At 69.9% G+C, this 19,513-nt stretch carries 17 protein-coding genes and 1 pseudogene; 8 read left to right on the forward strand and 10 right to left on the reverse strand.

Features of this window, described 5'->3' with window-relative positions:
- Nucleotides 1-24: 24 nt before the first annotated feature.
- From ACFPL3_RS14600 to ACFPL3_RS14615, 4 genes are all read right to left on the reverse strand, one after another.
- A complete protein-coding gene (locus ACFPL3_RS14600; RefSeq protein ID WP_343941812.1) occupies nucleotides 25-249 on the reverse strand; it encodes a DUF2905 domain-containing protein in 225 nt (74 codons plus the stop codon).
- Nucleotides 250-413: 164 nt separating this feature from the next.
- Complete coding sequence (gene arcC / locus ACFPL3_RS14605; protein ID WP_343941811.1) at nucleotides 414-1,316, reverse strand: carbamate kinase; 903 nt, start codon at nucleotides 1,314-1,316, stop codon at nucleotides 414-416.
- Between the two features lie 2 nt (nucleotides 1,317-1,318).
- Nucleotides 1,319-2,401: an ornithine carbamoyltransferase gene (gene argF, locus ACFPL3_RS14610; RefSeq protein WP_425564184.1), complete on the reverse strand. Its 1,083-nt coding sequence runs from the start codon at nucleotides 2,399-2,401 to the stop codon at nucleotides 1,319-1,321.
- Nucleotides 2,365-4,170, reverse strand: a complete 1,806-nt coding sequence (locus ACFPL3_RS14615; protein ID WP_379589124.1) for an arginine deiminase — start codon at nucleotides 4,168-4,170, stop codon at nucleotides 2,365-2,367. The genes argF and ACFPL3_RS14615 overlap by 37 nt, the downstream gene beginning before the upstream one ends.
- Here ACFPL3_RS14615 and ACFPL3_RS14620 point away from each other — a divergent pair.
- Nucleotides 4,091-4,252: pseudogene (locus tag ACFPL3_RS14620) on the forward strand (F0F1 ATP synthase subunit alpha); the annotation flags it as partial. The gene ACFPL3_RS14615 and the pseudogene ACFPL3_RS14620 sit on opposite strands and share 80 nt — an antisense overlap.
- Before the next feature lie 330 nt (nucleotides 4,253-4,582).
- Entirely contained in the window at nucleotides 4,583-6,130 is a 1,548-nt protein-coding gene (locus tag ACFPL3_RS14625) for a YfcC family protein (RefSeq protein WP_343941810.1), read from the forward strand.
- Between the two features lie 82 nt (nucleotides 6,131-6,212).
- Here ACFPL3_RS14625 and ftsH read toward each other — a convergent pair whose 3' ends face one another.
- Together ftsH and ACFPL3_RS14635 are read right to left on the reverse strand one after the other, a co-directional pair.
- Nucleotides 6,213-8,306, reverse strand: coding sequence for an ATP-dependent zinc metalloprotease FtsH (gene ftsH, locus ACFPL3_RS14630; RefSeq protein ID WP_379589126.1), 2,094 nt, complete (start codon nucleotides 8,304-8,306; stop codon nucleotides 6,213-6,215).
- A 263-nt stretch (nucleotides 8,307-8,569) separates the two neighbouring features.
- Nucleotides 8,570-9,703 (reverse strand): glutathione-independent formaldehyde dehydrogenase, encoded by a 1,134-nt coding sequence (locus tag ACFPL3_RS14635; protein WP_343941878.1) that lies wholly within the window; start codon nucleotides 9,701-9,703, stop codon nucleotides 8,570-8,572.
- 1,224 nt (nucleotides 9,704-10,927) lie between these two features.
- Between ACFPL3_RS14635 and ACFPL3_RS14640 the strand changes: the two genes are divergently transcribed.
- Together ACFPL3_RS14640 and ACFPL3_RS14645 are read left to right on the forward strand one after the other, a co-directional pair.
- Nucleotides 10,928-11,185, forward strand: coding sequence for a hypothetical protein (locus ACFPL3_RS14640; RefSeq protein ID WP_343941809.1), 258 nt, complete (start codon nucleotides 10,928-10,930; stop codon nucleotides 11,183-11,185).
- A 132-nt stretch (nucleotides 11,186-11,317) separates the two neighbouring features.
- A complete protein-coding gene (locus tag ACFPL3_RS14645) occupies nucleotides 11,318-12,211 on the forward strand; it encodes an IS5 family transposase (RefSeq protein WP_343941877.1) in 894 nt (297 codons plus the stop codon).
- A gap of 712 nt (nucleotides 12,212-12,923) precedes the next feature.
- Here the strand turns inward: ACFPL3_RS14645 and ACFPL3_RS14650 are convergent.
- Nucleotides 12,924-13,754, reverse strand: a complete 831-nt coding sequence (locus ACFPL3_RS14650) for an ABC transporter substrate-binding protein (RefSeq protein WP_343941808.1) — start codon at nucleotides 13,752-13,754, stop codon at nucleotides 12,924-12,926.
- Nucleotides 13,755-14,027: 273 nt separating this feature from the next.
- Between ACFPL3_RS14650 and ACFPL3_RS14655 the strand changes: the two genes are divergently transcribed.
- The 4 genes from ACFPL3_RS14655 (at nucleotide 14,028) to ACFPL3_RS14670 (ending at nucleotide 17,301) form a co-directional block, all read left to right on the forward strand.
- Complete coding sequence (locus ACFPL3_RS14655; protein WP_343941807.1) at nucleotides 14,028-14,522, forward strand: MarR family winged helix-turn-helix transcriptional regulator; 495 nt, start codon at nucleotides 14,028-14,030, stop codon at nucleotides 14,520-14,522.
- A gap of 83 nt (nucleotides 14,523-14,605) precedes the next feature.
- Nucleotides 14,606-15,622 carry an ABC transporter substrate-binding protein gene (locus ACFPL3_RS14660; RefSeq protein WP_343941806.1) on the forward strand — a complete coding sequence of 339 codons (1,017 nt, stop codon included), beginning with the start codon at nucleotides 14,606-14,608 and terminating at the stop codon, nucleotides 15,620-15,622.
- Nucleotides 15,619-16,476, forward strand: a complete 858-nt coding sequence (locus ACFPL3_RS14665) for an ABC transporter permease (RefSeq protein WP_343941805.1) — start codon at nucleotides 15,619-15,621, stop codon at nucleotides 16,474-16,476. Before ACFPL3_RS14660 ends, ACFPL3_RS14665 begins: the two co-directional genes overlap by 4 nt.
- A 24-nt stretch (nucleotides 16,477-16,500) precedes the next feature.
- Nucleotides 16,501-17,301, forward strand: a complete 801-nt coding sequence (locus ACFPL3_RS14670; protein WP_343941804.1) for an ABC transporter ATP-binding protein — start codon at nucleotides 16,501-16,503, stop codon at nucleotides 17,299-17,301.
- 114 nt (nucleotides 17,302-17,415) lie between these two features.
- On the opposite strand, the gene ACFPL3_RS14675 is transcribed toward ACFPL3_RS14670, so the two are convergent.
- The 3 genes from ACFPL3_RS14675 to ACFPL3_RS14685 all read right to left on the reverse strand — a co-directional run bounded on the left by ACFPL3_RS14675 (nucleotide 17,416) and on the right by ACFPL3_RS14685 (nucleotide 19,505).
- Entirely contained in the window at nucleotides 17,416-17,787 is a 372-nt protein-coding gene (locus tag ACFPL3_RS14675; RefSeq protein ID WP_343941803.1) for an alpha/beta fold hydrolase, read from the reverse strand.
- Between the two features lie 207 nt (nucleotides 17,788-17,994).
- Complete coding sequence (locus ACFPL3_RS14680) at nucleotides 17,995-18,636, reverse strand: EthD domain-containing protein (RefSeq protein WP_343941802.1); 642 nt, start codon at nucleotides 18,634-18,636, stop codon at nucleotides 17,995-17,997.
- Complete coding sequence (locus tag ACFPL3_RS14685; protein ID WP_343941801.1) at nucleotides 18,633-19,505, reverse strand: amidohydrolase family protein; 873 nt, start codon at nucleotides 19,503-19,505, stop codon at nucleotides 18,633-18,635. Before ACFPL3_RS14685 ends, ACFPL3_RS14680 begins: the two co-directional genes overlap by 4 nt.
- Nucleotides 19,506-19,513 lie beyond the last annotated feature (8 nt).

A 19,513-nucleotide genomic window follows, 5' to 3' on the forward strand; every position in this document is an offset into this window, starting at 1 on the left:
GGGCCGCAGCGTTGCTTCGTCGGATCAGCCCCGGAACAGCGACAGGAACAACCACAGGAGGACGTTCAACGCGAGCGAGACGAGCAGCATCGACGTGATCGGGATGTAGATCCGGGTGTTCCCGCTGCTGATCCGGATGTCGCCCGGGAGGTGCCCCAACCAGGACAGCCCTCCGGTCCAAGCGAGCAGGCCGAGGACGAGCAGGAGCAGTCCTCCACCGACCAGCCACGGACCCCACTCCCTGGTCACGGGTCACCGACCTCCACACATCCTGCTCCCGCCGTACTGTCGTCACGTCACGGCCCTCGGTCCTGACCCCCGCAGGACGAACAGGGACCCCCTGCCCTGCGCTGCCGGTACACGTCAGCTGAGGTCGGCCGAGTGTTCGAGCGTCGTCCAGGCAGCAGGGCTGCTCAGGTTCGGATCCGGGTGCCGGCGGTGCCGGCCAGGATGGCCTGCGCGTCCTCGAGGCGGCCGATGGCCGCCATTCCTCCGGTCAGCTCGGCGAAGCGAGCCGCCGCTTCGACCTTCGGCCCCATCGAACCCGCGGGCAAATTCGCACGCCGTATCTCCGCGGGCGTCGCGCGGATGATCGGCTCCTGCTCGGGCGTCCCGAAGTCCCGATACACGTACTCCACGTCGGTGAGGATGAGCAGCACGTCGGCGTCGAGCGCCTGGGCGAGCACGGCAGCGGTCAGGTCCTTGTCGACCACCGCCTCCACGCCTTCGAGCCCGGAGTCGGTGTGAACCACGGGCACACCACCTCCCCCGGCACACACGGCGACAACGCCGTTCTCGAGCAGTAGCCGGATCACGCCCGTCTCGACGACTCGCAGCGGCTCGGGCGACGGGACGACCCGTCGCCAATACCTGCCGTCGGGCTTCATCACCCAGCCCCGCTCCTCGGCCAGCCGACGGGCGCCGGCTTCGTCGTACACGGGTCCGATGAACTTCGTCGGGTTGGCGAACGCGGGGTCCGCCGACGAGACCAGGGTCTGGTTGATCACGCTCGCGACCTGCCGGTCGGGCAGCCGGTTCTCCAGCGACTGCAGCAGCCAATAGCCGATCATGCCCTGGGTCTCGGCGCCGAGCACGTCGAAGGGATAAGGCTCGGTCAAGTTCGGGTCGGCTGCGCGCTCCAACGCCAGCACGCCGACCTGCGGCCCGTTGCCGTGCGTCACGAGGAGGTCGTGGTCCTCGGCCAGCGGGGCGAGCGCCTGGACGGCGGATGCCACGTTGACCTCCTGCACCTGCGCCTCGGGCTTCTGACCGCGCTTCAGCAGAGCGTTGCCACCGAGGGCTGCGACGATCCGCATCGTCAGTTGCCCAGGGTGGCGACCATGACCGCCTTGATCGTGTGCAGCCGGTTCTCGGCCTGGTCGAAGACGATCGAGCGCTCCGACTCGAACACGTCCTCGGTGACCTCCAGCGACTCCATGCCCGTCCGCTGGAAGATCTTTTCGCTGACGGTGGTCTTGCGGTTGTGGAACGACGGCAGGCAGTGCATGAACTTCACGTTCGGGTTGGCGGTGGCTTCGATCACCTTCATGTTGACCTGGTAGTCGCGCAGCAGGCCGATCCGTTCGTCCCAGACATCGTCGGGCTCGCCCATCGACACCCACACGTCGGTGTAGAGGAAGTCGACGCCACACACGCCTTCGGCCACGGAGTCGGTGTGGGTGATCCGCGCGCCGGTCGCCTCGGCAAGCCTCTTCGCCCCGGCGATGACGCTCTCGTTGTTCCACAGCGCGCGCGGTCCGATGATGCGCACGTCCATGCCCATCATCGCCCCTGCCACGAGCAGCGAGTTACCCATGTTGTTGCGGGCGTCGCCGCAGTAGGCGAACGCGATCTCGCCGGGCGGCTTGGAGCTGTGCTCGAGCATCGTCATCGTGTCGCACAGCGTCTGAGTCGGGTGCCAGTCGTCGGTGAGGCCGTTCCACACCGGGACGCCGGCGTACTCGGCAAGGGTCTCGACCGTGGCCTGCTCGGCACCGCGGAACTCGATGCCGTCGTACATCCGGCCGAGCACCCGAGCGGTGTCCTCGATCGACTCCTTGTGCCCCATCTGCGAGCCGGATGGGTCGAGGTAGGTCACCGCGGCGCCCTGGTCGTAGGCGCCGACCTCGAACGCGCATCGGGTGCGGGTCGAGGTCTTCTCGAAGAGAAGAGCGATGTTCTTGCCGCGCAGCCGCGGTCGCTCGGTGCCGGCGTACTTGGCGACCTTCAGATCGGAGGCCAACCGGATCAGGTGGTTCCACTCCTGCGGCGTGTAGTCGAGCTCCTTCAAGAAGTGGCGGTTGCGCAGGTTGTACGGCACCGACGACGCTCCAGGTCTTGTGGGGAACGGGCTTGAGCCCGACATCAGATGCCGTCCCGTTGGATCGGGCAGCTCATGCACCTCGGACCACCCCGTCCGCGGCCCAGTTCGTGTCCACTGATGGTGATGACCTCGATGCCGTTCTTGCGCAGGTGCGTGTTCGTCATGACGTTGCGGTCGTACCCCACGACGACGCCAGGGGAGACCGCCAGCACATTGCAGCCGTCGTCCCACTGCTCGCGCTCGGCCTCCCACACGTCCTGCGTCGGGGTCAGGACGTTGATGCTGTCGAGCCCCAACGCGTCGGCGATGACGCGGTGCATCTCATCGGGCGCGTGCGAGGTGATCTCGAGCTCCTTCTCCGTGTCGCCCGGCTCGATCGTGTAGGTGGGCAGCATGCCGATACCCGCGTACTTCGTGAAGGTGTCCGCGTCCACCATCGTCATCACCGTGTCGAGGTGCATGAAACTGCGGGCCTCCGGCAAGCGGATCGCGACGATCCGCCGCGCGGCGCCTCTGGCGAACAGGCTCTGCGCCAGCCGCTCGACCCCTGCGGGCCGGGTGCGCTCGCTCATGCCGACGAGCACGGCTCCGCGGCCGATCACGAGGATGTCGCCTCCCTCGGTGGTGGCGACCCCGCTGGCGGTGCCCGGCAACCACGTGTTGAAGCTCGCACTCGCGAACGCCGGGTGGTGGCGGTACAGCGCCTCGTAGAGGACGGTCTCGCGAACGCGCGCCTTCCTGCGCATCGAGTTGATCGACACGCCGTCGTAGATCCATGATGAGGTGTCTCGCGCGAAGAGCAGGTTGGGCAACGGCGTGACGACCAGCGCGTCCATGTCCGTCACCCGGAACGGGATCGACTTCGGCTCGTCGATCCGCTCGAGCACCTCGCGCTTCGAGATGCCACCCATCAGGTACGTCGTGAGGTCGTCGTCGCTCATCGAGTCGAACAGGTTGCGCAGCGGATCCACGGCCGACGGACCGTAGACCCGCTCGTCGAACACGCTGTCGAGGATGTACTTCTTCGCCTCCGGTTGCGTGACGGTCTCGCGGAGCAGGTTGCCGAAGTGGTGGACCTGCACGCCCTTCTCCCGCAGTGACTCCACGAAAGCATCGTGCTCGATGCGGGCCTGCTTCACCCAGAGCACGTCGTCGAACAGCAACTCGTCCTTGTTGCTCGGGGTCAGGCGCTTCAGCTCGAGACCTGGCCGGTGCACGATCACCTGCCGAAGCGTTCCCACTTCCGAGTCGACCCGGTAGCTCATTCGCTCACTCCTCGTCGTCCCGGGCCCGTCGCACTCGGCCGAGACCGAGGCGGTGCTGACCGGGGGGCGGCGATCGATCACGGCCGTCCGTGTGCGGTCATCGTGCACGGTGTCGGAATCGCAGAGCCTCGTCCTTCTCGTACGAAGCGGGAGGGCCTGTACGGGCCCGCCAGGCCGGTCGCCCTCATTTTCTGCGGACGACGCCAGTGGCTCCGGTAACTGGAGCGTGCTGCGGGGGCGGAGGCGGATCGCAACTGTTCTGCGGTCGGCCGTGAGTGGCGCGCTCGACGACACCGACGCATCTGAACCCAGCGTGTCGAGCCGGAGCGCGAGTTTCAGGCGGGCAGGTCGACGCGGCCACCAGCTGACCTCGTCATGGTCGTCCGAGTTGCGTCGTGAAAGACACCTGCTGCGGCCGCAGGAACGGTGGCGCCGGAAGGAGAGCCATGGTTGAGCTGACCATTTCGCCCGAGGAGATCCGACGCGCGATCTCCGGCTACGTCTCATCCTGCCGGTCGGCGACAACTTCCTCGGCCGGGTCGTCGACCCGCTGGGCAAGCCGATCGACGGGCTCGGCGACATCGAGGCCGAGACCGACCGCGTGCTGGAGCTGCCGGCGGCGCCGGTGGTGCAGCGGCAGGGGGTCCGCGAGCCGCTGCAGACATGACCGGTCTCCCGATCGTCGAGACGAAGGCCAACGACGTGTCGGCCTACATCCCCTGTTCACCACCTTCGAGGGAGCCGCGGTCATCACCGCCAAGCCGTCAGAGGCCCTGGACTCCCGATGATGTCGAACACGAAACCATGCGGGTCGATCGGCCCGGTCCCACCCCGATCTGAATGAGTCCCCGGACGTGACGCCGTTGTGCGCGCGCCGCGATCGCCGGTCCAGCGATGGACCCGCTGCACGTGATCTTCCAGAACGATCTGACGGCCATCTGCAACGAGATCGCGGCGGGCACCCGATGGGGCCCGGCACGGAGAGGAGTCCCGGATGACCAGCGACGACACCACCGGCCGGCCGGACACACAGCCAGTCACCTCGCGGTTCCCGAGCGCCTTCACGGTGCTCCTCATCGTCACCCTCGCCGTGTGGCTGCTCGCGTTCGTCATCCCGTCCGGCAGGTACGCCCTCGACCCCGAGGGACGACCGATCGCGGGCACGTACCAGCGGGTTCCCGCCGACCTCTCGTTCGGCGACCGGCTCTACGAGCTGTTCCTGGCGCCGGTCAACGGTCTGTACGGCATCCGGTCCGCCGAGACGGGGTACGTCGGCCCCGACGAGGTGGGCGAGCTGTTCGGTGCTGCCAGCGTGTTCCTGTTCGTCCTGGCCATCGGGATGTTCATCACGATGACGATGAGATCGGGCGCTCTCGACGCCGTCATCGCCCGTATCGCGGAGCGGTACGGGGGACGCGGGGTCCCCCTGATCATCATTCTGATGGCGATCTTCTCGCTGGGGGGCACGACCTACGGTATGGCCGAGGAGACACTCGGCTTCTACGGCCTCATCGTCCCCCTCCTGCTGAGCCTCAAGTACGACCGGCTGGTGGGGGCGGCCGTCATCCTGCTCGGCGCGGGCAGCGGGACCATGGGCTCGACGGTGAACCCCTTCGCCACGGGCGTCGCCTCGGGCGTCGCCGAGATCGGCATCGTCGACGGGCTCGGGCTGCGCCTGATCTTGTACGTCGTACTCACCGCCATCGCGATCGCCTACGTGCTGCGCTACGCCAACAGGGTCAGGACGCGCCCGGAGACCTCGCTCGTCGGGGTCGGCGCTGCCGGCCGATCTGCCGTCGGCTCGCAGCAGGCGCCCGGCGCCGCGGCGGGGCCGGCCCAGGCCCCCGAGCTCACCCCCCGGCGCCGTGCGGTGCTGGGGCTGGTGGGTCTGACCTTCGCCTTCATGATCTTTGCGATCGTGCCTTGGTCCCAGATCTTCCGCGGACCGGATTCCGAACCCTTCCCGTGGGAGCTCGGCTGGTACTTCCCCGAGTTGGCCGCACTCTTCATCGTGATGGCGGTCGTGGTCGGAATCGTCGCCGGTATGCGAGAGAAGGAACTCACCGGAACCCTCGTGTCGGGCGCGGGTGACTTCCTCGGTGCCGCCCTGATCATCGTTCTCGCGCGCGGAATAACCGTGATCATGAACAACGCGACGATCATCGACACGGTCCTGAACGGGCTGGAGATCGCGATTGCGGGAACGTCGGCAGGACTGTTCGGCGCGTTGATGTTCATCTTCAACATCCCGCTGGCGTTCCTCGTGCCCTCGAGCTCGGGGCACGCGACGCTCGCAATGCCGATCCTCGCACCCCTCGGGGACTTCGCGGGCGTCAGCGGATCGCTCGTGGTCACCGCCTACCAGTCGGCCTCCGGGTGGGTCAACCTCTTCACCCCGACGTCAGCAGTCGTCATGGGTGGCCTGGCCCTGGCCGGGGTGCCTTACGACCGCTACCTCAAGTTCGTCTGGCCACTGCTCGTCGTCCTCCTCGTGGTGACCACCGCCATCATCGCGATCGCCGCCACATTCGGCTTCGGCTGAGCGGAATCGACGCGGACCTCGCCGTCCGTAGCCCCACGACGCTGCGACGACCCGCCTACTCGCGCGACCTCTGTGGTGCCCGCTAGCGGCCGGGTTCGTCACCCGGGGTCGACGCAGGCACCGCCGCAGCGCTCGACTCGGATGGGCCGAGCTGCCGGCGGTCCCCGGCCGCGGTGTCACCGCCGCGGGGGATCCCGGCGGCCGCGTACACCTCGGTCTCGTCGAGTGTCTCGCGTTCGAGGAGCAGTTCGACGATCGCGTCGAGCTTGGTGCGGTGCTCGGTCAGCGTCCGCCGGGCTTGGGTGTAGCACTCCTCGATGATGCGTCGCACCTCGGCGTCGACGGCGTCGAGCAGGGCGTCCGAGGCGACGGTGCGTGGGTCGCCCTCCTGAGGCAGGACGGAGAGGGGGCCGATGCGGTCGGACATGCCCCAGCGGCCGGCCATGGCGCGGGCCGTCCGGGTGGCGACCTCCAGGTCGTTCTCGGAGCCGGTCGTGACGACCCCGAAGACGATCTCCTCGGCGGCCATTCCGCCGAGGGCACCGATGATCCGTCCGCGCAGGTAGTGCTCGTCGTAGCCGTAGCGGTCCGACTCGGGAACGGACAGGGTCGCCCCCAGGGCCCGACCACGCGGGATGATCGACACCTTGCGTACCGGGTCGGCGCCGGGTTGGAGCATTCCCAGCAGGGCGTGGCCGGATTCGTGGTAGGCGGTGCGGCGGCGTTCCTCTGGCGGGACGACGACGCTGCGTGCCCTGCCGAGCTGCACCTTCTCGAGCGCCTGATCGAACTCCGTGCTTCCCACGGCCGGGAGGTTGCGCCGCGCCGCGAGGATCGCCGCCTCGTTGACGAGGTTGGCGAGGTCGGCCCCGGTCATGCCGGGGGTCGCCCGGGCGAGCTGGGCGAGGTCGACGTCGTCGGCGAGTGGAACCTTGCGGGTGTGCACGCGCAGGATCGCCTCGCGGCCCGCCTGGTCCGGCGGGTGCACCATGATCGTCCGGTCGAAGCGGCCGGGCCGCAGCAGCGCTGGGTCGAGGACGTCGGGGCGGTTGGTCGCGGCGAGCACGACGACGCCCTCGGCGCCGGAGAACCCGTCCATCTCGGTGAGGATCTGGTTGAGCGTCTGCTCCCGCTCGTCGTGGCCTCCGACGGCGGTCGCGCGGCCGCGGGCGCGGCCGATGGTGTCGATCTCGTCGATGAAGATGATCGCCGGTGCGACCTTGCGCGCCTCGCTGAAGAGCTCCCGGACTCGTTGGGCGCCGACCCCGACGATCATCTCGATGAACTCCGAAGCGCTCGCGGAGAAGAACGGCACGCGGGCCTCGCCCGCGGTGGCCCTGGCCAGGAGCGTCTTGCCCGTTCCCGGCGGCCCGGCGAGCAGCACCCCCTTCGGTACGCGGGCGCCGAGGCGGCGGTACTTGCCCGGGTCGCGCAGGAAGTCGACGACCTCGGAGATCTCCTCCTCGACCTCGTCGATGCCCGCGACGTCGTCGAACGTGACGCGGACGGTTTCAGGATCAACCGGTTTGCGTCGTCCGCTACCCAGCAGGCCACCGCCCATCAGCTGCTCCTGGCGGCGGAACATCCAGGAGTAGAGGAGGAGCAGCAGCAGGATCGGCGCGAGGGAGATCAGCAGGTTGGCGAGCACGCCGCGCTGCTGGTTCACCGGCGTGGCGCGCACGATCACCCCGGTCCGCTGCAGGTCGGCGAGCAGATCGTCGTGGGCGAAGGCAGGGCGCACGGTGGAGAACGCCCGGTAGGTGCGGTCGGGCTGGTCGGGAAGGGGTTGCGGCTGGCGCAGCGTCCCGTCGATCGTCTCACCCTGGGCGAACACTTCTGCCACGTTGCCCGCCTGCACCTGCGCCGTGAACTCCGTATAGGGGACGGAGGGCAGCCGCGACTGGCTGTCCTGCGCGCTGAGCAGTAGGAACATGCCGAGGAAGCCGAGGGCCAACCACGGCGCCAGCCGCCCCCAGTCCGGGCGCCTTCGACGCCCACCGTCGCCCTGCCCGGGTAGCCCCTGCCTCGGCAGCCCTTCGGTACGCCACGGCCGGTTGGGCACCTCGCGCAAGGGGCGCTCCGATGGCGTCCCGCCCGGGCCGTCGGACCGCGTTCTGTCCTGGTCAGCCACTGCCGCCTCCAGGTGCGGTGCGGATCGGTGGGGTATGGCCCCCACGGCCTCGTTTGCGAAGGATCCCGAGGCGCGTGTACCCAGGCTATGCGTGTCCGACGACTGGGCCTCGGCCCCGCAGGTCCACTCACGTCGGCATGACAGGGTGAAGCGGATCGCTGGTTCGGGTGACCTCCTTCACACCCCGGGTGGCGCTGGGCAGGACGACCGTCGCGATGCGTGCCGCCACGTTCCCGCAACGCGCGAGGCTCGGCCGGCGGTCGACCACGGCGGTCGATCGCCCGTCCTCCCGAGTCCGCCGCCTGCTGCTATGGGTGCAGCACGACCTTGGTGTATCCCTCGACCCGTTTGTCGAACTTCTCGTACGCCGCCGGGGCTTGATCGAGGGGCAGCTCGTGGGAGACGACGAAGCTCGGCGTCGCCCTGCCCTCGATGATGAGGTCGCGCAGCTGCCGGTTGTACCTCTTCACATTGCATTGCCCCGTGCCCATGCCCAGGCCCTTCTCGAACATTCGCCCGATCGAGACCAGTAGCATCCCGCGTTTGGCGTTCTCGTCCGGCGCGCCCGGATCGGCTGGGACGTAGAGGCCGGGCACGCCGAGCGTGCCGGTCGGACGCACCGTGTCGATGAGCGAGTTCAGCACGACCGCGGGCTCCTCGCGGTGTTCTCGCCCCGCCTGCGCCTGGTACCCGACGGCGTCGACGCCCTTGTCCGTGCCCTCGCCGGCGGTCTGCTCCTGGATCTGCTCGACCGCGTTGCGCTCGGCGAAGTTGATCGGGATCGCGCCGATCTGCTCGGCCTTCTGCAGGCGCTCGGGTATCCGGTCGACCACGAAGACCTTCGAGGCGCCGCGCAGCAGGGCGGAGTAAGCCGCCATCAGACCGACGGGACCGCCGCCGTAGACCGCGACGCTTTCGCCAGGGGACACCCGGGCGAGTTCACAGCCGTGGTATCCGGTCGGGAAGATGTCGGCCAGAAGGATGAAGTCGGTCTCGTGCTCGGTCCCCGGGGGCAGTTTCAGGCAGTTGAAGTCCGCATAGGGGACGCGTAGCCGCTCGGCCTGCCCGCCGGTGTAGGGGCCCATGGCGACGTAGCCGTAGGCGCCGCCGGCGAAGCCGGGATTCACGGTCAGGCAGAAGCCGGTGTTGCCCGCCACGCAATTCTTGCAGAACCCGCACGCAACGTTGAAGGGCATCACCACGCGGTCGCCCCGTTCGATCGACGTGACCCCTCCGCCGACGTCCTCGACGATCCCCATGTTCTCGTGCCCGAACACGATCCCGGGCTCCGCTGCTGTGCGCCCTTCGTACATGTGCAGGTCGGATCCACAGATCGCGGTGGACGTGATTCGAACGAGGACGTCGTTCGGGTGCTGGATCCGCGGGTCGGGGACGTCCTCGACGGCCACCTTGAACGGCTCTTCGTACACAACTGCTTTCACGTGCGACCGCCTCCGATCCATGGCCTGGTCTCTCATGCATGTCAGAGGTCACGTCGACCGCTCGCCTCCTGGAGGACGTGACGTGGGAAGGCGCCTCGGGACGTTGCTCGTCCCCGTCTCCGGACTGTCCGGCACCACCTACCCTGCCGGGACGCAGGTGGTCGTCCCTGGTCGGGGAGCGGCGGTCGACGCGTTCGTGGGCGGTGACTGGCTGCCCCTCGCGTGGTGGGAGTTCGCCCCCGTCCCGAGCGCCACTCGTGGGCCAGGGTCGGCCACATGAGGTGATGGCTGGACTTCCTCGCGCGCTCGGTCCCACCCCCGGTCGACAGGGCGGTGCAGGACTGGTCGCGGCGCTCCTCCGGCCAGTCGTAGGCCTGCTCGATCTGCTTCAGGATGTCGTCCGCTTCTCCAGGGCGGTGTCGAACGTGGCGTCTCCCGTGGCGCTCACAACCACGCCACCGTCTCCGTGTTGTGCCTGCGACCGATGCCCACTGTGACCCATCGTCGGTCGTATGACCTGCGCCTGGCAGGTGATGATTTCCGGCCGCGTCTCCACCCTTCGGGGGCAGCGGATGAACCGGTCACCGGAGCGGTGGAACAGCGATCCGGGTCTCGCCGGGGAGGTTCCGCGATCAGTGCGCCACGTACACGGGGATCGGCCTCATAGGAGCTCCCACTCCCGCATTCAGCCCTGACGACTCGGCTGGCGGGTCGGCGTCGCGGGTCGACGGCGTCGTGGGTCGACTGGCTGTATGGCCGCTGTGAGGGTCGAGGGAGTCCGCGATGCCGAGAGGCCCCACATCCTGCAGGAGCAGGCGGGTCAGGCCCTGCTGCAGGTCACGCAGTCACGTCACCGGCTCGCTCACCCCGGGCAAGATCAGACGGGCACCCGAGGCGCGCCGAGCGGGTGGCCGAGGGCGGTCGCGCCGCCGCGGGGGATTGACCTTGCCGGGGTCCGGACCGAGCTGGTGCAGCCGGGCCACCACCACGGAGGCGAACGCGATTTCCGGAGCCGCGGCCGACCAGATCGCCCCGAGCGAGGCCGTGGCCACGCCGTCGGCCGCACAGGCCCGGCCGACCTCGCCGACCCCGGGGCGACCGTCGGCCGACCACGGCGGCGTCGCTCTGCGCGGAGGCGCGGACCCGTGTGCCGGCCCGGTGCGTGCGGTCCACGCATGGGTGACAATCGGAGGACGTAACGGGGGCTGAAACGGAGGTCGGTCGATGGCTGACGACAACCCGGAGCGCCCCTCCGTCCACCCGAAGCACCTGGCACGTGACCGCTTCGGCAAGGAGGCGTTGCTCGCCGCCCACGGCATCACGGAGGCGCTGGCCGAGGCCGGTGTGGACGACGACGGCGCGGTTCTACTCCGTACCGATGGGAAGCGTCACAGCCTTGCAGCGCTCGAGGCGCTCATCGACGATGCGCTCGACGACGAGGCCGAGGCTCGGGAGGCGCGAGACTCGGACCGATCGAGCTAGGAGCTGTTTACGAAGTCGGCGAGGTGGGTCGCGGCGGACGCGTGTCGGTGCCCGGGCATGAGGGAGGTCTCCGGTAGGTGATCAACGACCAAGAAGACCGCCCGCCCGGAGACCTCGTCGAGCAGCCTATCGATCGGAGCACGTAAGGACCTGACAGACCGGCAGTGGCGGATCCTGAAACCGCTGCTCCCGGCCCCGACGGGCCGAGGCCGGCCCCGAAAGTGGCCCCATCGCCAGCTGATCGACGGAATCCGGTGGCGCACCCGGGTCGGCGCCCCGTGGCGCGACGTGCCCGAGCGCTACGGCCACTGGCAGTCGATCTACTCGCTGTTCCGCCGCTGGCAGCGCCAGAACGTGTGGGCGCTGGTGTGGTCCACGCTGCTGGCCTGGGCTGATGCCGGCGGGTTGATCCGATGGGACGTCTCGGTCGACTCCACGATCAACCGCGCCCACCAGCACGCTGCCGGAGCCCGACGTCGCCCGCACGAGCAGATCGAACCGCCCGGCGACGAGCCACTCGACCACGGACTCGGACGCTCCCGCGGCGGCTGGACCACCAAGATCCACCTAGCCTGCGAACAGGGCAGCCGACCGCTCGCCGCGCTCATCACCGCAGGTCATCGTGGTGACTCGCCGCAGTTCATCCCCGTCCTGCAGGCGTTGCGAGTGCCCAGGCTCGGGCCGGGACGCCCACGCACCCGACCCGACCGGGTCCTCGCCGACAAGGCCTACTCCTCGCGTGCCAACCGCGCCCACCTGCGCGACCGCAAGATCGCCGCGACGATCCCGGTCAAGGTCGACCAGCAAGCCCACCGACGCAGACGAGGCTCAACCGGTGGACGCCCACCGGCGTTCGACGAGCAGATCTACCGGCAGCGCCACGCCGTCGAATGCGGCATCAACCTGCTCAAACAGCACCGCGCACTCGCCACTCGCTACGACAAACTCGCCCTCCGCTACGAAGCCACCCTGCACATCGCCACGATCAACATCTGGCTACGCGCCCTCGCCGCCCAGACTTCTTAAACACGGCCTAGCTCCTCGAGGGTGCCGAGCAGGCGTGCCAGGCGGTCAGCACAGACGCGGCGCGGCTCAGCGATGGTCGTCAACCTCGCGGCCTGGTGCGGCCGTCCGCGACGCCGCCGAGGATCGCCGCGATGGCCGCTGCCGGCGCACCTCACTCGGGGCGCGCCCGGCGGCCTCGGCCGCCTCGTCGAGGATCCGGTTGCGGGCGGCGAGCTCGGCGCCCGTCGACGCCGGAAGCGCATCCACGACTCCTCACCCACCACAGCTGATCGACAGGGCCGAGTACAGGCGAGAGGTCTGTGTGGCCGGTCAGCAGGACATGTGAGAGAGCTGTGGGCCAGAGACGTCCCCATGATCACCGGCCTGGAGCGAAATCCGACACCTGACGTCGGGAAACGCGCCTGTCCGCTGATCACGCTCAGGCCGCGGCGTGAGCCGGCGGCTCACCGCTCCGCAGTGGCGTCACCCCGAGCTCCGGGTGCATGCGCAGGTCGTGGGGTCGCAGGTCCCGAGCGCCCGCGCCGCCGGAGGGGTGCACGATGCCAGCGCGACCTCGTCGTCGACCTGGAACGCCGACACGCCGATGCTGGCGAGCGCGCCTTCGCGGCCGCCGGGGACGACGGCCGAGACGCCGTGTGCGTCCAGCGGGACGGGACGCGCCGAGGCGCTCGCCCTGAGCGGGTTCGGTGCGAAGGTCTGCGGCGGGCCGCGGTCAGTGCAGGACGGCCGCCTCGTACCGGACGGGTCCCGCGACGTCGAGGAGCTCCCACTCCCGCATCCAGCCCTGGGTCCGGTCGAACATCTCCCGCGTGTAGGGCTGCGGCACGATCCGCTCGCCAGGTCCGAAGCGGCGCACGTCCACCAAATCCAGCAGGTCCGCGGGCATCTCCTGCGCCCAGTGTCGCGTGTAGCGGTGCGGCTCGAGATCGATCTCCTGCTGGGCGCGCAGTAGCGCCCTGAAGTAGCGCTCCACGTCCTCGGGGTCGACGTCGGCGGAGAGCAGGAACCCCATCACGAACGTGGTGTCCACGAGCTTGCGGAAGCCGCGCTGCTCCAGCACGTAGGCCGACGCGCCCCAGGCGTTGACGGCCGGCGCCTTGCCCTCCAGAAGCAACCGGGTGCGGTCGAACGGGAAACCGTAGAACCCGAGCGTGATCCGCTCACGGGGCATGAACGCCTCGAGGGCCTGCAGCGCGGAGTAGTGGCTGCCCGAGTGGTACCCCACGCCCACCTCGACACCGGCGAGGTCGGCCGGGTCGAGCAGCGGTGAGTCGGCTGCGACGTAGATCCCGGCGGGGCACACCGAGTACGCGCGGCCGTACATCTTCCCGTGTTGCCCGGTGGCGGCCGCGTTGACCGCCCAGTGGCACGCGCAGGACACGTCCGAGGACCGCCCGGCCTCCATGTCCTCGAACGCGCCCGTGCGCACCTGCAGCGGCGCGTCGCTCGCCGCGCTCACCCCCGGCGCCGAGCCGCCGGCGAAACCGGCGTCGAACTCGTACTCGAGCCCCTCCTGCGTGAAGAAGCCCAGCTCATGCGCCACCCACTCGTGTAACCGCACGTGGGGCTGAATCCGGAACACCATCGTCGCTCCCGCCTCGCGGTGCCGGGGCGCCCCGTTGGCGGCCCCGGACCCGTCCCCCCGACCGTAGGAAGCCCTCCCGGTGCAGGACAACGGGCCGCGGCCGATCGATCGATCAGGGATCTCGATGGATGCGACGAGCCCGCACCGGCGGCTCGATGCCCTCTTGACGAGAGCAGGCCACGCTACACAGCATGGGATCCTAACAGTTAGGACCCTTAGCTGAGGAGCGACATGGACGATCAGCGCGAGCAGGATCTCGGCGAGCTGCTCGTCTCGGTGTCCGCCCGGCTCAGCCGCCTGTACGGGCGGGTGCTCGGGCAGCTCGACATCTCGCTCACCTACCGCCAGCACCGCCTCCTGCGCCGCGTGTCCGAGGGGCACACGTCGATGGCGGTGCTCGCGGAGATCGGCAACCTGACGGTCCCGACGGTGTCGGAGAGCGTCGAGGGCCTCGTTCGGCGTGGCCTGCTGGACCGGCAGGTGAACCCACAGAACCGGCGACAGATGGTGCTGAGCCTGACGGCGGAGGGGCGCAGGGCGAAGGAGGCGGGCGACGTGGCGCTCGAGGGTGTGAACGGCCGCCTGCTCCGCGCCGTCCCCGACGAGCACCGGCAGGTGCTCGAGGAGTCGTTGGCGTCGCTCTACGGCGCGGCCACCGAGGCCTTCCGGCAACCGGACGCCATCGCGCCCGCCGCGGCGGGCGCGGCTCGCCCCACCGAGACCTGAGGCCCTGCCCGGCAGCTGCGGCCCGAGAGGAGATCACGATGAAGTGTTCGCTGTCCAACGGGATCAGAGGGTGGCGCCGGCGGGTGGCTCTGCTGGGGGTCGTAGGCCTCGCACTCGCCGCGTGCGGTGGCGGGGGAGAGCCCGAGGCGTCGGGCGCGGCGGCGAGCTGCGGACCGCTGACCGAGCCGCAGACCCTGAACCTGGGGGTGAATCCGGGCGCCCAGGACCTCGTCACGTACGTCATGCAGGAGCAGGGCTTCGCCGAGAAACACAAGCTCCAGCTGGAGGTCAAGTCGTTCCAGAACCCGGCCGCCCTGCACGCCGCCATCGGCCAGAAGGCCGTTGACGTCGGCTTCGGCGGCCTCACCGCCATGGCCACGGCGCGTCAGCAGGGCCGCGGCGCCATGATCTTCGACGTACTGACCGGCCCGTCCAACGTCGTCGTCACGCGTGCCGACTCCGACCTCGAGACCCTCGCCGACCTGCGCGGACGCAAGCTGGGAATCTTCGGCGGCCGGTCCAGCGCGACGTTCGCGATCATGTCGATCGTCGCGAAGGGCAAGTACGGCATCGACAGCCTCGAGGACGACGTCGACATCATCGAGGGCCCCGACGCGGCGGTGCTCGGGCTGCTGGACGAGGGCAAGATCGACGCCGCGTTGATCGGCACCACAGCCACCGTCAAGGCGATGCTGTCGGACGAGTACCGCGTGCTGAGCGACATCTCCGAGGACTACCAGGCGACGTTCGGCAAGCCCCCCGGGCACGTGATGGCCGCGACCACCGACGACTACGCCGAGTCGCACTGCGGCGTGCTCAACGCGTTCAGCGCGGCGCTCGACGACACCGTCGCGTTCATCCAGACAGATCAGACCGTGTGGGCCGACTACGCGAAGAAGATCGAGCTCACCGACCCACGAGCGCCACAGCTGATGCAGGAGCGGGTGGCCTCGCGCTACATCGCCGACTGGAACGAGGACCAGGCCGACGCCGAGGCCGCGCTCATCGAGCAGCTCATCCCGGTGCTCGGCGCCGACAACTTCGTGCCGGCCGTGCCCGATGGGCTCTTCCGCACGGACCTGCGGACGGGAGCGGCATGAGCACGGGAACGACCGGCACCGGCGAGGTCACCGCGGGCGACGTGGCGCCCGTCGTACAGGTGGCGGGGAAGGCCGACCTCGTGACCCCGGAGCGCCGCTCGTGGCGCGGGGTGTGGTTGCGCGCGCTGTCGCTGCTGTCCCTCGTCGTCGTCTGGTTCGTCGCATCGCTGTTCCTGTCGCCGAACGTGCTGCCCGGCCCGGTGACGGTGGTCGCGACGATGATCGACAACCTCGGTGAGCCAGAGACCTACGTCGACCTGGGCACCACCGTGTACCGCGTGGTGGCAGGCATGCTCATCGCCGTCGCCGCCGGGCTGGTGATCGGCCTGATCATGGGCCTGTCGAAGTTCGGCGAGGAGTTCCTCGACAGCTGGGTGCTCGTCGCCTTCACGGTGCCGTCGGTGGTCTACGGCATCCTCGCGATCCTCTGGTTCGGGCTGAACGACGTCGCCGCGGTCGTCGCCATCGGCGTCACCGCCACCCCCGCGGTCGCGATCAACATGTGGCAGGGCGTGAAGGCCATCGACCTCTCGTTGATCCGCATGGGCCGGGCCTTCCACTTCTCCCGCGCGTCGATCCTGCGCAAGCTCGTGGTGCCCCAGGTGATCCCGTTCCTGCTCGCCGCGCTGCGTTACGCGCTCGGCCTGGCCTGGAAGATCGCCACGGTCGTCGAGCTGATCGGGCTGTCCAGCGGTGTGGGCTACCAGCTCGGCTACTGGTTCGGGCTGTTCAACATGACCCAGGTCCTCGCGTGGACGCTCATGTTCACGATCGTCCTGCTGCTCATCGAGTTCGTGATCCTCAAGCCCACCGAGTACTGGCTCACCCGGTGGCGTCCCTCCATGCAGAACTGAAAAACCTCCCAAGGAGCAGGCGACGTGGCCGAGCCCTACCTCGTCATCGACAACGTCCGCAAGCAGTTCCCGCGGCGCGGCGAGCCACCGCTCACCGTGATCGACGGGCTGAACGTGGCAGTGGAGCACGGCTCCCTGCTGTCCATCCTCGGCCCGTCGGGCTGTGGGAAGTCCACCCTCCTCAACATGATCAACGGCCTGGACGACGTCACATCCGGGCGCATCGTGATCAACGGGCACACCGTGGGCGTCCGGTCGCGTTCGGCCGTGCGCATCGGCGTGGTGTTCCAGGAGCCGCGGCTCCTGCCGTGGCGCACCGTCCGCGACAACGTGCGCCTGCCGTTGGACGAGCTCGACGTCCCACGCGAGGAGGCCGACCGGCGCGTGCAGCGCTACCTCGACCTCGTCGGCCTGGGTGACTTCGGTGACTACTACCCGCTGCGGCTGTCGGGCGGTATGCAGCAGCGCGTCGCGCTCGCCCGCGGACTCGCGATCGAGCCCGACCTGCTGCTCGCCGACGAGCCGTTCTCCGCGCTCGACGAGATCACCGCCCGCAAGTTGCGCCAGGAGTTCACCGACATCTGGCGCGCGACCGGCCGCACCGTCCTGTTCGTCACCCACAACATCCGCGAGGCGGTGTTCCTGTCCACGCGCATGCTCGTCGTCACCGCGCGGCCGTGCACCACGCACATGGACATCACGATCGACGTCCCGTACCCGCGGGTGCCGGAGGACGACCGCCTCTTCGAGATCGAGAAGCAGGTCACCCGCGACTTCATCCGCATGGAGGAGGCCGCAGGCGCCGACCAGGGAGCAGCCGTGTGAGGGACCAGGCGGCCTTCGCCGAGCAGGACGTGTTGCCGGCGTACGGGCCGGGGTGGCGGCGGGAGAACATCCGATGCCTGTCGGATGCTCGGCGGACCGGCAGCGCTTCGGCGGTCAACGCCCGCTGAGGAACTCGAGGACGATCCGGTTGAACTCGGCGGGTCGTTCGTAGGAGAGCGAGTGCCCGGCGTCCGGGACGACGGCGAAGTCGTGAGGGGGCGCGTGCCGGGCCCAGGTGCGCATGAGCTCCGGTGGTGCGGTGAGGTCCGCGCCGCCCGCGACGATGAGCAGCGGGGCGGTGATCCGGCCGAGCTTGGTGTAGGTATTCGGGGTGCTGAGCTGGAGCACGATCGGCACCTCGCTGCCCCCGGTGTCGCTGTACCGGATCCGGGCCCCGGGGACCGCGGCATGACCGGAGTGCGGCTCGGCCGCCGCTGCCGGCTCGGCCACCGGCTCGACGGGCTGCCGGCGGGGCCCTGCGCGCACCCGAGCGTGGTCAGGAGGATCGCGAAGATCACGGAGGTGGCAGCCGCCGGGCGGACTGCGCGTCGTCGTCCGGGCATGCACGTCCTTCGTCGGAGTGGCGGGAGCGGTGGCAAGGCTGCAGGCGGCGCGCGTCGGCTGCGGCGTGTGCTGAACAGGCAACGGCGCGCGGCCGCTGGGGCCTGCCGAGGCGCGGGGCGGTGATCCCGCTCAGCCGAGCGTCCGGTGGTGGGTGAACAGGCGGCGCTCCCGGGCGCTGATGGTGCGCATCACGGCCTCCCGCCACGGGGTCGACACCGCTCGCGCGTACTCCGGGGAGTCGAAGGCCGCTCGGTCGTCCAGCTCGTGCACCGCGAGCCGGTCCGGCCCCGCGCCCTCGACCAGGCGGTAACGCACAGTGCGCCGCCAGCCGGGAACGTGCCGGAGCATGGGCACGTGCTCACCCGAGTACCAGGCGTCGAGGCTCGCAGGATCCGTGCTGGTCAGCCCCACGGTGAGCAGCAGCGGGCAGGCGCCGGGAGCGAGATCGTCGGTATCACCGGGATCGTCGATGCGCGCGTACACGCGGCGATCGAGCACCGCGAGCCGGTCGACGACCGTCTGCTCGTAGGGGCTGCGCACCCGGGCCACCGCGTACTCGGGGGAGTCCAGGGCCGCCAGGTCGAGGGGGTAGACGGCGAGCCAGCCGGGCGAGCGGTCGTCGGCTGCCCGGAACCGGTGCCCGCCGTGTATCCCGGGCACCCGCAGCCGGGCGGGCGCGTGCTCGGTGTCGTACCAGTGGTGGAACTCGTCGAGCGGCACCCCGCCCGGCTCGGACAGGACGAAGAGCAAGCCGTCTCCGCGGGCGCTCACGGGAACTCGAAGCAGGTCGTCGGGTTGTCGACCAGGAGTCGCTTCCGGACCGCCGGGTCGGGGGCGATCCCTGCGAGCAGGTCGACGAGGTCACCGTCGTCCGGCACGAAGCCGTAGGTGTTGGGGTGCGGGAAGTCCGTGCCCCAGACCACCCGCTCGGGCGCGCTGCGCACGAGCAGGGCCGCGAGGGCGGCCGAGTCGGCCATCGATGGCGGCGCGACCGCCAGGCGGTCGGCTGCGGAGACCTTCACCCAGACGTCGCCGGTGTCCAGCAGCTCGCGCAGCGCGGTGACGGCGGGCGAGTCGAGCCCCTGGCGCAGGTCCACCCGGGCCATGTGGTCGATCACCACGCGCAACGGCAGTGAGCGGACGACGTCGGTGTGCTCGGCGATGCCGTCGCCCGCCACGTGCAGGGCGATGTGCCACCCGTGCGGGGCGACCAGCCGCACGACGGCGTCGATCTCCTCGGGCGATGGCGCCTTCCCGAGGTGCGGGGTGAAGTGCAGCCGGGCGCCGCGCACCCCGGCGGCGTGCAGACGGGCCACCTCGGCCGGCGGGGTGTCCGGGCGGATCAGCGCGACGCCCCGGTACCGCCCGGCGCCCTCGGCCAGTGCGGCCTCGAGCGACGCGTGGTCGACGCCGTGGGCGGCCGACTGCACGATCACCGCCCGTTCCAGGCCGAGCAGCCGGTGCAGCGCCTGCAGGTCGGCCAGGGGCGCCTCGGGCGGCGTGAACGTCCGGTCGGGGGCGTAGGGGAACCGCGCGGTCGGGCCGAAGATGTGGCAGTGCGCGTCGCAGGCGCCGGCCGGGAGCGCGAGCGCGGGGCGGTGCGGGTTCGGGTGCGGTCCGGGGTTCTGGGGGCCGGTCACGTCTCCTC

This window comes from Pseudonocardia zijingensis, from assembly GCF_042657305.1.
Lineage (GTDB): Bacteria > Actinomycetota > Actinomycetes > Mycobacteriales > Pseudonocardiaceae > Pseudonocardia > Pseudonocardia zijingensis.